At 74.3% G+C, this 12804-nt stretch carries 15 protein-coding genes; 2 read left to right on the forward strand and 13 right to left on the reverse strand.

The window, feature by feature from the left end:
- Window positions 1-85: 85 nt before the first annotated feature.
- The 5 genes from ruvB to pdxT form a co-directional block, all read right to left on the reverse strand.
- Complete coding sequence (gene ruvB, locus ENKNEFLB_RS13840; protein ID WP_214059491.1) at window positions 86-1171, reverse strand: Holliday junction branch migration DNA helicase RuvB; 1086 nt, start codon at window positions 1169-1171, stop codon at window positions 86-88.
- Between the two features lie 49 nt (window positions 1172-1220).
- Window positions 1221-1817 carry a Holliday junction branch migration protein RuvA gene (ruvA, locus tag ENKNEFLB_RS13845; RefSeq protein WP_214055944.1) on the reverse strand — a complete coding sequence of 199 codons (597 nt, stop codon included), beginning with the start codon at window positions 1815-1817 and terminating at the stop codon, window positions 1221-1223.
- Entirely contained in the window at window positions 1814-2353 is a 540-nt protein-coding gene (locus tag ENKNEFLB_RS13850) for a crossover junction endodeoxyribonuclease RuvC (protein WP_246536023.1), read from the reverse strand. The genes ruvA and ENKNEFLB_RS13850 overlap by 4 nt, the downstream gene beginning before the upstream one ends.
- 156 nt (window positions 2354-2509) lie before the next feature.
- Window positions 2510-3277: a YebC/PmpR family DNA-binding transcriptional regulator gene (locus tag ENKNEFLB_RS13855; RefSeq protein WP_214055946.1), complete on the reverse strand. Its 768-nt coding sequence runs from the start codon at window positions 3275-3277 to the stop codon at window positions 2510-2512.
- A 101-nt stretch (window positions 3278-3378) separates the two neighbouring features.
- Entirely contained in the window at window positions 3379-3993 is a 615-nt protein-coding gene (pdxT, locus tag ENKNEFLB_RS13860) for a pyridoxal 5'-phosphate synthase glutaminase subunit PdxT (RefSeq protein ID WP_246535549.1), read from the reverse strand.
- A 102-nt stretch (window positions 3994-4095) separates the two neighbouring features.
- On the opposite strand from pdxT, the gene ENKNEFLB_RS13865 reads away from it, so the two are divergent.
- Entirely contained in the window at window positions 4096-4866 is a 771-nt protein-coding gene (locus ENKNEFLB_RS13865) for a hypothetical protein (protein WP_214055947.1), read from the forward strand.
- A 192-nt stretch (window positions 4867-5058) separates the two neighbouring features.
- On the opposite strand, the gene pdxS is transcribed toward ENKNEFLB_RS13865, so the two are convergent.
- Together pdxS and pgsA are read right to left on the reverse strand one after the other, a co-directional pair.
- Window positions 5059-5976, reverse strand: coding sequence for a pyridoxal 5'-phosphate synthase lyase subunit PdxS (pdxS, locus tag ENKNEFLB_RS13870; protein ID WP_214055948.1), 918 nt, complete (start codon window positions 5974-5976; stop codon window positions 5059-5061).
- An 85-nt stretch (window positions 5977-6061) separates the two neighbouring features.
- Window positions 6062-6691 carry a phosphatidylinositol phosphate synthase gene (pgsA, locus tag ENKNEFLB_RS13875; RefSeq protein WP_214055949.1) on the reverse strand — a complete coding sequence of 210 codons (630 nt, stop codon included), beginning with the start codon at window positions 6689-6691 and terminating at the stop codon, window positions 6062-6064.
- A 131-nt stretch (window positions 6692-6822) separates the two neighbouring features.
- On the opposite strand from pgsA, the gene ENKNEFLB_RS13880 reads away from it, so the two are divergent.
- The gene (locus tag ENKNEFLB_RS13880) at window positions 6823-6969 is read left to right on the forward strand and encodes a hypothetical protein (RefSeq protein ID WP_214055950.1); all 147 of its coding nucleotides are present in this window, start codon (window positions 6823-6825) and stop codon (window positions 6967-6969) included.
- 54 nt (window positions 6970-7023) lie between these two features.
- Here ENKNEFLB_RS13880 and ENKNEFLB_RS13885 read toward each other — a convergent pair whose 3' ends face one another.
- The 6 genes from ENKNEFLB_RS13885 to ENKNEFLB_RS13910 all read right to left on the reverse strand — a co-directional run bounded on the left by ENKNEFLB_RS13885 (window position 7024) and on the right by ENKNEFLB_RS13910 (window position 12785).
- Window positions 7024-7695 (reverse strand): HAD family hydrolase, encoded by a 672-nt coding sequence (locus ENKNEFLB_RS13885; RefSeq protein ID WP_214055951.1) that lies wholly within the window; start codon window positions 7693-7695, stop codon window positions 7024-7026.
- Window positions 7696-7754: 59 nt separating this feature from the next.
- On the reverse strand, window positions 7755-8324 hold the full coding sequence (locus tag ENKNEFLB_RS13890) for an HIT family protein (protein WP_246535550.1): 570 nt from the start codon (window positions 8322-8324) through the stop codon (window positions 7755-7757).
- A complete protein-coding gene (locus ENKNEFLB_RS13895; RefSeq protein ID WP_214055952.1) occupies window positions 8321-9085 on the reverse strand; it encodes a TetR/AcrR family transcriptional regulator in 765 nt (254 codons plus the stop codon). The genes ENKNEFLB_RS13890 and ENKNEFLB_RS13895 overlap by 4 nt, the downstream gene beginning before the upstream one ends.
- Before the next feature lies 1 nt (window position 9086).
- A complete protein-coding gene (locus ENKNEFLB_RS13900) occupies window positions 9087-10814 on the reverse strand; it encodes an FAD-dependent oxidoreductase (RefSeq protein ID WP_246535551.1) in 1728 nt (575 codons plus the stop codon).
- Window positions 10815-10842: 28 nt separating this feature from the next.
- Window positions 10843-11850: an AurF N-oxygenase family protein gene (locus ENKNEFLB_RS13905; protein WP_214055953.1), complete on the reverse strand. Its 1008-nt coding sequence runs from the start codon at window positions 11848-11850 to the stop codon at window positions 10843-10845.
- Between the two features lie 332 nt (window positions 11851-12182).
- The gene (locus ENKNEFLB_RS13910; RefSeq protein WP_214055954.1) at window positions 12183-12785 is read right to left on the reverse strand and encodes a TetR/AcrR family transcriptional regulator; all 603 of its coding nucleotides are present in this window, start codon (window positions 12783-12785) and stop codon (window positions 12183-12185) included.
- Between the last annotated feature and the right edge of the window lie 19 nt (window positions 12786-12804).

The following is a 12804-nucleotide window of genomic DNA, read 5'->3' on the forward strand; positions in this document are numbered from 1 at the left end:
GTCGGGTACGGGTGGTCCGACCCGCGCCGAGGGGCGCCGAGGGCCGACAGGTCACTCTAACGGCAGCACCCAGACGGGTGACCCACTAGTCCTCGAAGAGTGTCGGCGCGGCGGCCGGGGCGTCCGCAGTCGTGCCCGGGGCGTCCTCGACGGCCTCCGGCATGCTCGAGGCCGGGGGGACGAGCCCGAGGTGGCGCCAGGCGGCGGCGGTGGCCACGCGCCCGCGCGGCGTACGGGCCAGGAACCCGATCCGGACCAGGAACGGCTCCGCCACCTCCTCGACGGTCTCGCGCTCCTCCCCGACGGCGACCGCGATGGTGGAGACGCCGACCGGTCCCCCGCCGAAGCGGCGGCACAGCACGTCGACGACGCCGCGGTCGAGCCGGTCCAGGCCCAGCTCGTCGACCTCGTAGAGATCGAGCGCGCGCCGGGAGATGTCGTGGGTGACCACGCCGTCGGCGCGGACCTGGGCGTAGTCGCGCACCCGGCGCAGCAGCCGGTTGGCGATCCGGGGGGTGCCGCGGGAGCGGGAGGCGATCTCGGCGGAGCCGTCGACGGCCAGGTCAACGCCGAGCAGGCCGGACGAGCGGCGCAGGATCTGGTCGAGCTCGTCGGGCTCGTAGAACTCCAGGCGTGCGGTGAACCCGAACCGGTCGCGCAGCGGCCCGGGCAGCAGGCCGGCGCGGGTGGTCGCGCCGACCAGGGTGAAGGGCGGTATCTCCAGCGGGATCGCGGTGGCGCCGGGGCCCTTGCCGATGATGACGTCGACCCGGAAGTCCTCCATGGCCATGTAGAGCATCTCCTCGGCCGGGCGCGACATCCGGTGGATCTCGTCGACGAAGAGGACGTCGCCCTCGTTGAGGCCCGACAGGATCGCGGCGAGGTCGCCGGCGTGGGTGATCGCGGGGCCGCTGGTCAGCCGCAGCGGGGAGCCCATCTCGTGGGCGATGATCATCGCCAGGGTGGTCTTGCCCAGGCCGGGCGGCCCGGAGAGCAGGACGTGGTCGGGCGGCTTGTCGCGCATCCGGGCGGCCTCGAGGACCAGGCCGAGCTGCTCGCGCACCCGGGACTGGCCGACGACCTCGTCCAGGGAGCGGGGGCGCAGCGCCGCCTCGACGGCACGCTCGTCGCCCTCGGCCTCCGCGGCGGTCAGCGCGGACCCGCCGGTCATCCGCGCCAAGTGCGCCTCCTCGAGCGCGCCGAGCTCGTCCTCGCCCACGTCAGGCCCTGCTCAGGGTGCGCAGGGCGGCGCGGAGGAGGGCGGCGACGTCGGGCGTGGGTCCGGCGTCCGGGGCGACGGCGTCGACGGCGCCGTCCGCGTCGCGGGCGGGCCAGCCGAGCCCGACCAGACCCTGGTGCACCTGCTCGCGCCAGGCCTCGGCCGGGGCGGGGGCGAGCGCGGGGCGTACGCCGGTGGGCCCGCCGAGGCGGTCCTTGAGCTCCAGGATGATCCGCTGCGCGCCCTTCTGACCGATGCCCGGCACGCGGGTCAGGGTCTTGACGTCCTCGGTGGAGACGGCGCGGCGCAGGTCGTCGGGGGCGAGCACGGCGAGCATCGCCTGAGCCAGCTTCGGGCCGACACCGGAGGCGGTCTGGACGAGCTCGAAGACCTGCTTCTCGTCGGCGTCGGCGAAGCCGAAGAGGGTCAGGGAGTCCTCGCGGACCACCATCGAGGTCGGCAGGTGCGCGGTCTGGCCGGCGCGCAGCCCGGCCAGCGTGCCGGGGTTGCACATCAGCTCGAGGCCGACCCCGCCGACCTCGAGGACGGCGCTGGTCAGGCCGACCTCGGCCACCTGGCCTCGGACGAAGGCGATCATCGGGTCCTCCCGGGGGCTCGTGCGGGGGTGCGGGCGGGGGTGCGGGTGCGGGCCGCCGCCGTGGCGGTCGCGGCCGCAGCGGCGGCGGCCGCGAGGCGGGCCTGGGCGCCGCCGCGCCAGATGTGGGTGACGGCCAGCGCGAGGGCGTCGGCGGCGTCGGCGGGCTTGGGCGGGGCGTCGAGGCGCAGGATGCGGGTGATCATCAGCCCCACCTGCTGCTTGGTGGCGCGGCCGTTGCCGGAGACCGCGGCCTTGACCTCGCTCGGGGTGTGCAGCGCGACGGGCAGTCCCATCCGCGCCGCGACGACCATGGCGATGCCGCTGGCCTGGGCGGTGCCCATCACGGTGCTGACGTCGGAGCGGGCGAAGACCCGCTCGATGGCCACCGCGTCGGGGCGGTGCTCCTCGATCCACGCCTGGACGCCGCGCTCGATGGTCACCAGCCGCTGGGGCACCGGCAGGTCGCTGGAGGTGCGCAGGACGTTGACGTCGACCAGGGTCAGCGGCCGGCCGGTCTCGCCGTCGACGACACCCATCCCGCAGCGCGTCAGGCCGGGGTCGATCCCGAGCACCCGCACCTGCCCACCTCCTGCCGTCCGAACGTGTGTTCGCACGGCACGCTATCCGGCGGCGCCGACGGGGCGTACGCCGACACGCCCGCAGCACGCCGGCGGCGGGTCGGGTCCTGGGGGTCAGGCGTCCTGCAGCTGCTCCATGACCTCGTCGGCGATGTCGAAGTTGGCGTAGATGTTCTGCACGTCGTCGAGGTCCTCGAGCACGTCGACCAGGCGCAGCACCTTGCCGGCGGCGTCGCTCTCGAGCTCCACCTGCATGTCGGGGCGGAACTCCGCCTCGGCGGAGTCGTAGTCGACCCCGGCGGCCTGCAGCGCGGTGCGGACCGCGATCAGGTCGGTGGGCTCGGAGAGCACCTCGAAGACCTCGCCGAGGTCCGAGACGTCCTCGGCGCCGGCCTCGAGGGTGGCCTCCAGGACGGTGTCCTCGTCGACCTCGCGGCCCTCCTGGTGCACCGGCACCACGACGACGCCCTTGCGGTGGAACAGGAACGACACCGAGCCGGGGTCGGCCAACGAGCCGCCGTTGCGGTTCATCGCGGTGCGGACCTCCATCGCGGCCCGGTTCTTGTTGTCGGTCAGGCACTCGATGAGCATCGCGACGCCGCCGGGGCCGTAGCCCTCGTACATGATCGTCTGGTAGTCCGCTCCCCCGGTCTCGGCACCGGAGCCGCGCTTGAGCGCGCGGTCGATGTTGTCGTTGGGGACCGAGGCCTTCTTCGCCTTCTGCACCGCGTCGTAGAGCGTCGGGTTGCCCGACATGTCGCCCCCGCCCATCCGGGCGGCGACCTCGACGTTCTTGACCAGCTTGGCGAACATCTTGCCGCGCTTGGCGTCGACGATGGCCTTCTTGTGCTTCGTGGTCGCCCACTTGGAGTGGCCTGACATGCGGTCCCTCTTCGGTCCTCGGGGTGGTGACGGCGCCTAGGGCTCGTCCGATGACGGTGGCGGCCCGGAGGCCGGGCCCCGAGCCTACCGCCGACGGGCGGTCAGGCCAGAGCCGCGACCCCGTCGAGGAACACCCGGTGCACCCGCAGGTCGCCGCCGACCTCGGGGTGGAACGACGTGGCCAGCAGCGGGCCCTGGCGTACGGCGACCGCGTGGCCGGCCGCCCGGGCCAGGACCTCGACCCCCGGACCGACCTCCTCCACCCACGGGGCGCGGATGAACACGGCGTGCACGGGTTCGGCCAGGCCGCTCATCGTCACGTCGGTCTCGAAGGAGTCGACCTGACGGCCGAAGGCGTTGCGGCGCACCGTCACGTCGAGCCCGCCGATGGTCTGCTGGCCCGGCTCGCCGTCCAGGACGCGGTCGGCGAGCAGGATCATCCCGGCACAGGTGCCGAGCACGGGCATCCCGCCCGCGATCCGCTCGCGCAGCGGTCCAAGCAGGTCGAAGGTGCGGGCCAGCCGGGCGATGGTCGTCGACTCGCCCCCGGGCAGGACCAGCGCGTCGCAGCGGTCGAGCTCCTCGACGCGGCGCACCCGTACGGCGGTCGCGCCGAGCGCCTCGAGGGCCACGACGTGCTCGCGGACGTCGCCCTGCAGGGCCAGCACGCCGACGGTGAGGCCGTGGGTGCCGGCGGAGGCGGGGGGCTGGGACACGGGCCGATCGTAGGAGAGGGTGGCGTCGTGCGATGTCGCCCGGTCCCCCGCCTGGTACCCCGCCTGGTACTCCGGCTGGTCCCCCGCCTGCGTCACGGCGCGGTGGCGCTCGTGCTGGCGTGCCTGGCCGGGACGACGGGGTGCGGCGGCGCCGAGGACGGCACCGAGGAGCCGCGCTCCTTCGTGTCCGTGTGGACGACCTCCCCGTCCCCCTCCCCGCTCGCCTCCTCCCAGGCGCCGGCGGCCGACGACCCCGACGGGCCCGCGGCGGCGTACCGGGCCTGGCTCGGAGCCCTGGCCGCCCGCGACGCCGCGCGGGCGTGCGCGCTGCAGGCGCCGGAGCTGACGATCGAGCTGCGGCAGCGGGCGATCCTCGAGGACCGCGCCGAGCAGGGCGACCCGTGCGTCGGCTTCGAGGCGCTGCTGTGGGAGGACCCGGTGCGCGAGACCGACCCGCGCGGCGTCGAGGTCACCCAGGAGACCGCGGAGGACGCGGTGCTCGCCGTCGACCTGGCCGGGGTCGACCTGACCGTACGGATGGTGGTCGCCGACGCCGCCTGGCACGTCCTCGACGAGTCACCCCGGGCGGCGGCCGGGAGTGCCGCGGACACCGGGCGCTGGGTGCGGGCGTGGTGCTCGCTGGAGGTCGGGTCCGGGCTCGACGAGGTGGTGCAGGCGATGGGCGGACCGTCCGGGGTCTACACCGTCTCGGACGGGGGCGAGCCGCAGCTGTGGTGGGCGGCGGGACAGTACGACTTCCGCGCCTACCTCGACGGCGACGGAGCCGACGCGCGGGTGCTGGACCTGGTCGGCGACTACGACGCGCTGGGCGCCGCCGACCGCGCCCGGCTGGACTGCCCGGAGCTGCGGTAGTCGGGTCGGGCCGGCAGCCCGGGCCGGCCGGGCCCACAGCGCGCTGTAACGCTGTGTTACTTCCTCTGGTGCGGCACCGTGACGCCGCACCAGGTCAAGTAACACAGCGTTACAGCGCCGGGTGGGTCGTCGCCGCCGCCGCCGCCGGTCCGCCCCGCGGGGGAGTTGGTGGGCCGAGCCGGCCCGGGCCGCCTACCAGCCGCGCTGCGCGAGCCGGTGCGGCTCGGGGAGCTCCTCGACGTTGATCCCGACCATCGCCTCACCGAGCCCGCGGGAGACCTTGGCGATCATGTCGGGGTCGTCGTGGAAGGTGGTGGCCTTCACGATCGCCTCGGCACGCTCGGCGGGGTTGCCGGACTTGAAGATGCCCGAGCCCACAAACACGCCGTCGGCACCGAGCTGCATCATCATCGCGGCGTCGGCGGGGGTGGCGATGCCACCGGCGGTGAAGAGCACCACGGGCAGCGAGCCGCGCTCGGCGACCTCGCGGACTAGGGCGTACGGCGCCTGCATCTCCTTGGCGGCGACGTAGAGCTCCTGCTCGTCGAGCCCGGCGAGCCGGCGGAGCTCGCCGCGGATGGTGCGCATGTGCATCACGGCGTTGGAGACGTCGCCGGTGCCGGCCTCGCCCTTGGAGCGGACCATGGCCGCGCCCTCGTTGATCCGGCGCAGCGCCTCACCGAGGTTGGTCGCCCCGCAGACGAAGGGCACGGTGAACGCCCACTTGTCGATGTGGTGGGTGTAGTCGGAGGGGGTCAGCACCTCGGACTCGTCGACGTAGTCGACGCCCAGGCTCTGCAGGACCTGCGCCTCGACGAAGTGCCCGATCCGCGCCTTGGCCATCACCGGGATCGACACGGCCGCCTGGATGCCCTCGATCATGTCGGGGTCGCTCATCCGGGCCACGCCGCCCTGGGCGCGGATGTCGGCCGGCACGCGCTCGAGCGCCATCACCGCGACGGCGCCGGCGTCCTCGGCGATCTTCGCCTGCTCGGCGGTGACCACGTCCATGATCACGCCGCCCTTGAGCATCTCCGCCATCCCGCGCTTGACGCGGTCGGAGCCGGTCGTGGGGGTGGTGGCGGCGGGGTCGTGCTGGGTCGCGGACATGCCCCGATCGTACGTCCGGCGCCTCACCGCAGGTCCCACCGGGCCGGGGGTCCCAGGCCCCCGGGATCCGCAGGTCAGACGCAGGTCAGACGGTCGCCGGCCCGGCGTCGGCCGCGACGGCCTGGCGGTGCACCTTGCGGATCCGAAAGACCACGGTGGCGGTGTTGGCCACGGCCAGGATCCACAGCGCGACGTAGGTGAACCACTCGAGCCCGAAGATCGCCCCGAGCCCGGTCGCGACCAGGATCAGCACCAGCCGGTCGGCGCGCTCGGCGACGCCGCCGCGGGCGTCCATGCCCAGGGACTCGGCCCGGGCGCGGGCGTAGGAGGTGACCGCGCCCATCACCACGCAGTACAGCGACAGGCAGAGGTAGAGGTAGTTGTCCCCGGGGCCGGCGAAGTAGAGGACCAGCCCGCCGAAGACGGCGCCGTCGCCGATCCGGTCCAGCGTGGAGTCCCAGAAGGCGCCGAACTTCGAGGTACGCCCCGACAGCCGCGCCATCTGCCCGTCGACGAGGTCGCTGAACACGAACGCGGTGATGAACAGGACCCCGGTCAGCAGCATCCCCTGCGGGAAGAAGATCAGCGCCCCGGCCGCGACCCCGAGGGTCCCCACGAGCGTCACCGCGTCCGGGCTGATGCCCAGGCGCAGGAAGAGGCGGACGAACGGCATCAGCACGACGCCCTGCCAGAAACCCTTGAACCGCTCCAACATGGTGCCCGCAGGCTAGCGGTCCCCCGGGCCCGGACGGACCGCCGGCCCGCGCGCGGGCGCCGCCCGGCCCGAGGCGGCAGGCGTAGTGTCGGTGGACGGGGCCATCCAGGCCCTCCACCGACAGGACTGCCATGAGCGACAAGTCACCGCGCCAAGCCATGTCCAAGAAGTCCGGCGCCTCTCTCAAGGAGAAGCGCAGCGCCAAGCGCGACAAGAACGACGCCGCCTCGCAGGCGATCAGCGCCGTCGAGAAGGTCGTCAGCAAGAAGAAGAAGTAGCCCGCCCCGGCCCCCGCCGCCGACCGGGAGCACCACGGCGCGGCGGGTGCCGGGTCAGCGCCCGCCGACCGGCGGGGTGCCGAAGGTGACCTCGTCGAGGCTCGCCACGGTACGGACGTCGCGCGCCCGACCGTCTCCGCTGCGGTCGACGAGGACCGCGTCCAGACCCGCGCGCAGCGCCCCGCGGACGTCCTCCTCGAGGCTGTCGCCGATCATCAGCGCCTCCTCGGCGTGGGCGCCGATCCGGGCGAGGGCCCCGCGGAAGGCACGCACGTCGGGCTTCCCGGCAGGCAGCGACGAGGCCGCGACGAGGACGTCGACCTCGTCCTCCAGCCCGACCAGGTGGAGCTTGCGCCGCTGCTGCTCCTCGTCACCGTTGGTGAGGACCGCGACGACGAGCCCGGCGGACCGTGCGCGCCGCAGCGCCGGACGCGCGTCGTCGAACAGTCTCCAGCCGGCCTCGTACCGCCTCAGGTACCCGGTGAAGAGGTCGTCGGCGTCGGCGTCGGCGACCTCGAGCGAGAGGAGCTCGCGCACCCGGGCCCGCCGCTGGTCGGCGAAGGACAGCTCGCGACGCTGGTAGCGCCCGTAGTGGACTTCCGAGACGGCCGCCCACCGCCGGCGCACCCCCGGGTCGTGGATGCCGTGCTCCGCCGCCCAGGCGACCGCGGCCGCGTCCGCCGTGCCCTGGTGGTCCACGAGGGTGTCGTCGAGGTCGAGCAGCACCGTCCGAGCAGGTCGTGCCGCGGATGCCCCGGTGTCGCGCACGTCCCGCGACCGCACCCCTAGCCCCAGGCGTCGGCCAGCAGGCCGCGGGTGTCGGTGAGCAGCTCGGGCAGCGTCTTGGTGCGCCCGATCACCGGCATGAAGTTCTGGTCGCCCGGCCACCGCGGCACGACGTGCTGGTGCAGGTGGGCCGCGATCCCGGCGCCGGCGATGTCACCCTGGTTCATGCCGACGTTGAAGCCGGCCGCGTTCGAGACCCGCCGCAGCGTGCGCATCGCGGTGCGGGTGAGGTCGGCCATCTCGGCGGCCTCGGCGTCGGTGGTCTCGGTGTAGTCGGCGATGTGGCGGTAGGGGCAGACCAGGAGGTGCCCGGGGGCGTACGGGTAGAGGTTCAGCACCGCGAAGACCAGCTCGCCGCGGCGCACGACCAGGCCCTCGTCGTCGGGCAGGGACGGGATGCGGCAGAACGGGCAGGTGCCGGACGTGTCGTCGTCGGGCTTGTTCTCGCCGCGGATGTAGGCCATCCGGTGCGGGGTCCACAGGCGCTCCAGGCCGTCGGGCTCGCCGAGCCCGTCCTGGTGCAGCACCTCGGTGCCGTCGGTGCCGTCGGTGCCGTCGGGCGTGCTCACTGCTCTCCCTCGTCGTCGGTGCTCATCGCGGGCGTGCCGCCCGGGGCCGGCTCGTCAAAGGCGTCGGCCAGCAGCACCTCGAGCGGCACGTCGCGCTCGAGCACCACGCCGCGGGTCGCGGCGAGGCCGGCGATCTGGTGGAAGATCGCCTCGCTGAGCCGCTCGACGAACGCCGGGGCGGCCGGCTCGCGCACCGCGCGGCCCATCCAGCGGCGTACGGCGGTGAACACCGCCCCGACCATCCCGAAGACCAGCGGGTCCAGGGACTGCCGGTCGTCGTCGTCGAGGCGGACCCCGAGGACCTGCACGGCCATCGAGAACAGGTCCTCGATCTGCTGGGCGATCTGGGCGATCGCCGCCTCCATGTGGGAGCCGCCGCCGTTCGGCGGCTCCTGCTCGGCGAAGCGGTGCAGCGCGGGGTGGGCCGCGGCCCAGCCGACGTACGCCGCGATGATCCGCTTCACGATGTCCAGCGGCGTCCCGTCCAGGGACACCACGGGCTGGACCTCGTCGCGGATCTGCTCGACGATCCGCTCGCGCACGGCACCGTCGAGGTCGGCGCGGTCGTCGAAGTGGCGGTAGACGACGGTCCGGCTCAGGCCGGCCGCCACGGCGACCTCCTGCACCTTCACCTCGACGCCGGGGCCGACCTCCTCGAGCACGTCGAGGGCGGCGTCGAGGATGTGCCGGCGGCGCACGAGGTTGTGGCGGTCCCAGCGGGCCTGGCGCCCGTCGGTGCCCTTGCCCCCCGTGCCCGCCATGTCATCCCCGTCCGACTGCTCGTCTCCCCCGCGCGACGACCGCGCCGGAAGTCTGCACAGCGTAGTCGCGCACGGACCGGTCGCGACCGCCCCTGGCCACGGCCGCCGCCTCACCCGGGTCGAGCACCTTGACCCGCGGCCGCCCGAGCAGCGCGCCGCGGCGGCGCTCCTCGGCGTCGAGCCGGCGCCAGGCGGCGAGGTCGAGCGCGCCGGACTCGCGGCGCAGCCGGCGTCGCAGGTCGGTACGCCGGGCCCGGGCCGCGGCCTCGTCGACCGCGTCGGCGCGGTGGCCCGCGTCGAGGTCGTCGAGCAGCACCCCGACGGTCTCCTGGGCGTCGGTCTTGTTGGTGCCGATGAACCCGGTCGGGCCGCGCTTGACCCACCCCGCGACGTAGACGCCGGCGCGGACCCGGCCGCGCTCGTGCGGGACGGTGCCGGTCGCGGCGTCGTGCGGCAGGTCGGGCACGGGGTGGCCGCGGTAGCCGACCGAGCGCACCACGAGCCCGGTCTCCAGGTCCTCGGTGAGCCCGGTGGGCACAGCGGCGACCCGGCCGTCGGCCTCGACCAGCCGGGTGCGCTCGACGCGCAGCCCGGCGACCCGTTCGCCGGCGGCGTCGCCGAGCACCTCCACGGGCCGGGTCAGGAACCGCAGGACCACCCGCGGGGTGCCGGCCGCCGGGCGGGGCAGCGCGGCGATCTCGGCCAGCACCCGTTCGCGGGGCGTGGCCCCGAGCACCTCTCCCCCGGTGTCGACGACGACCTCGAGCCGACCGGCCTCGGCCAGCCCGCGCAGGCCCACCAGCTCGGGCACGGTGAAGGCGGCCTGGGCCGGCCCCCGCCGCCCGAGGACGACGACCTCCCGCACCCCGCCGGCGCGCAGGACCTCCAGGGCCTCGGTCGAGACGTCGGTGCCGGCCAGCACGGCCGGGTCCAGGGTGAGCACCCGGGCGACGTCCAGGGCGACGTTGCCGTTGCCGACCACCACCGCGCGCTCGTGGGAGAGGTCGACGGCCAGGCCGCGCCGGTCGGGGTGGCCGTTGTACCAGCCCACCAGGTCGGTGGCCGCGAGCGAACCGGCGAGATCCTCACCGGGCACGTCGAGGCGCTGGTCGGCCGAGGCGCCCACGGCGTAGACCACGGCGTCGTACGCCCCGGCGAGCTCGACCAGCCGGACGTCACGCCCGACCTCGACGCCGAGCAGGTAGCCGAACCCCGGCTGGTCCTCGATCATCGCGAACAGCCGCTCGACCTGCTTGGTCGCCTGGTGGTCGGGGGCGACGCCCGAGCGGACCAGCCCGTACGGCGTGGGCAGCCGGTCCAGCACGTCGACCGTGACCTCGGGGTGGCGCAGCAGCTCGTCGGCGACCTGGAGGCCGGCCGGTCCGGCGCCGACGACCGCGACCGCGAAGGTCCCGTCGGCGCGCAGCCGGCGCTGGCGCGGAACGACGGCCAGCGGGGTGCGGTCGCGGTGCGGGAAGACCGCGAAGTAGTCGGCGTTGAGCTGGCGGAACGGCTCCTGGTCGGGCGTCAGCGCGGTGTGCGGGACGACCGCGTCGACCGGGCAGGCCGTCGCGCAGGCACCGCAGTCGACGCAGGAGTCGGGGTCGACGTAGAGCATCTCGGCCTCGGCGAAGCCGGGCTCGCCGGGGGCCGGGTGCAGGCAGTTGACCGGGCAGGCGACGACGCACGAGGCGTCGGCGCAGCAGGACTGCGTGACGACGTAGGGCACGGGGTGGCCGGGTCGGTGGGGTCGGCGATCAGTGCGCGGCGGAGGCCGGTTCGCTGCGGTAGCGCGAGCGGCGGCCGTCGATCTTCAGCAGCCGCCACAGCACCCGCGAGAGACGGTTGGTCAGCCCGGCCTCCTCGGCCAGCATCCGCACGTCGGCGAACAGGTCGCGCAGCAGCTTGCGCGACTCCGGGCGCCGCCACCACAGGTCCCGGACGACGTGGCGCGGGATGCCCATCTCGCGCTGCGCGCGCCGGCTCGGGACGAGGATCTGGTCGCACAGCACCCGCATGATCACCGGGAAGGCGAGCGACAGCCAGAAGCGCTGGACGAAGCCGAGCTGCGGGGCCTTGTGGGTGATGAACTCGTGGGCGAAGCCGATGTGGCGGGCCTCTTCGGCGACGTGGATCTGCATCACGCGGCTCAGCAGCGGGTGCAGGTCGTCGCCGGAGCGGAGCATCGACTTCTGCACGTGGTCGATCGGCTCCTCCCCGGCGAGCACGCCGACGAAGAACGCCACCGGCAGCCAGCGGGCGAACAGCGGCAGGAACGGCGCCAGGACCCGGAAGCCCCAGGTGCCGCCGGTGACGTCGGCGCCGGTGCGGTTCACCAGCTCCTGGAACATCTGGGTGTGGTGGCACTCCTCGGTCGCCTCGTGGGTGGCGTACCGGAACTCGGGGGAGCCGTTGGGCCGGGTGAAGGCGTAGTTCATCAGCCCGGCGACCAGGATCTGCTCGAACTGCAGCCCCACCTTGGCCACGTTGGCCTGGCGGTAGCGGCCGACCTCGACCTGCCGGTCGTGCGGCAGCGCCTGGTACCACTCGTGGCCGCCCAGGGTGTCGATCGCCGGGAGGACCCACCGCGGGTCGTCGGGGCGGACCTCGTTCTCCGGGGCGTCCCAGGCGATGTCGGCGAACGCGTCGAAGTGCTGGGTGACCGACGCCTCGCTCAACGTGCGGAGACGGGCCTCGTACGCCGCCCGGCGCGCGTCGGCCTCGAGGTCCTGCCGTGCGTGCTGCGAGTGCTGCGTGAGCGTCATGGCCATGCCTCTCGCCGGGGGTGTGGTGCCGGTCACTCACGTTAGTGCGACGCCCTGTCACGTGTAAAGAGGTGAGTGCGACAGCGTGTCGCGACATCTGGACCGGACTTGTCGGCGCGCTCGGCGCTCGATACGCGCCCCACCCGGACGCCCGACCCCCGCCACGAGCAACGAGCAGGGAGCAGGAGCAAGGAGCAAGGAGCAACGAAAGAACGTACAGAGGGCCGATCTGATCGAACGCACACCTCGCTGACCTGCGACGACGCAGGGCCTCTGGGCCGAAAACACCCTTGTGTACGTTCTTTCGTCGCGCGGCGCGGGCCGGCCGACGGTCAGGCGGTGGTGAAGGCGTCGATCACCAGCTCGGCGGTGGCGCGGGCGCGGGACAGCTGGTCGTCGCCGGGCTCCCGCAGGCGCATCGCCAGGCAGCCGGTGACCACGACGAGCAGGTGCGCACCCAGCTCCTCGGCACGCTCCTGCGCACGCTCGCCCTCCCCGACCACCGGACCGGCGAGCGCGACCAGGCGGTCGCGGAGCAGGGCGGAGTCGCGGCGTACGGCGTCGGCCACCGCCTCGTCCGAGGTCGTGCCCTCGGCGGCGGCGCCGAGGAAGCTGCACCAGCGGGTGCGGCCGTAGGCCTCGCCGAACGAGTCGAGCGCGTCGAAGACGGCGAGCAGCCGGCCGCGGTCGCCGTCGGCCTCGTCGACCGCGGTGGCCCAGGCCTCGTCCCAGCGGGCCAGGCGCCGGTCGAGGGTGGCCGCGAGCAGCCGGTCCTTGCTGCCGAAGTGGGCGTAGAGCGTCGCCGGCGCGACCTCGGCCCGGGCCAGCACGACGTCCACGGGGGTGGCGGCCCAGCCGCGGGCTGCGACGAGGTCGTCGGCGGCGTCGAGGAGCCGGTCGTGAGCGGGTGGGCGGGCGGGTGAGCGGGGAGCCATCACTCGACTGTAACGTGCG

The organism is Nocardioides aquaticus (assembly GCF_018459925.1).
GTDB lineage: Bacteria > Actinomycetota > Actinomycetes > Propionibacteriales > Nocardioidaceae > Nocardioides > Nocardioides aquaticus.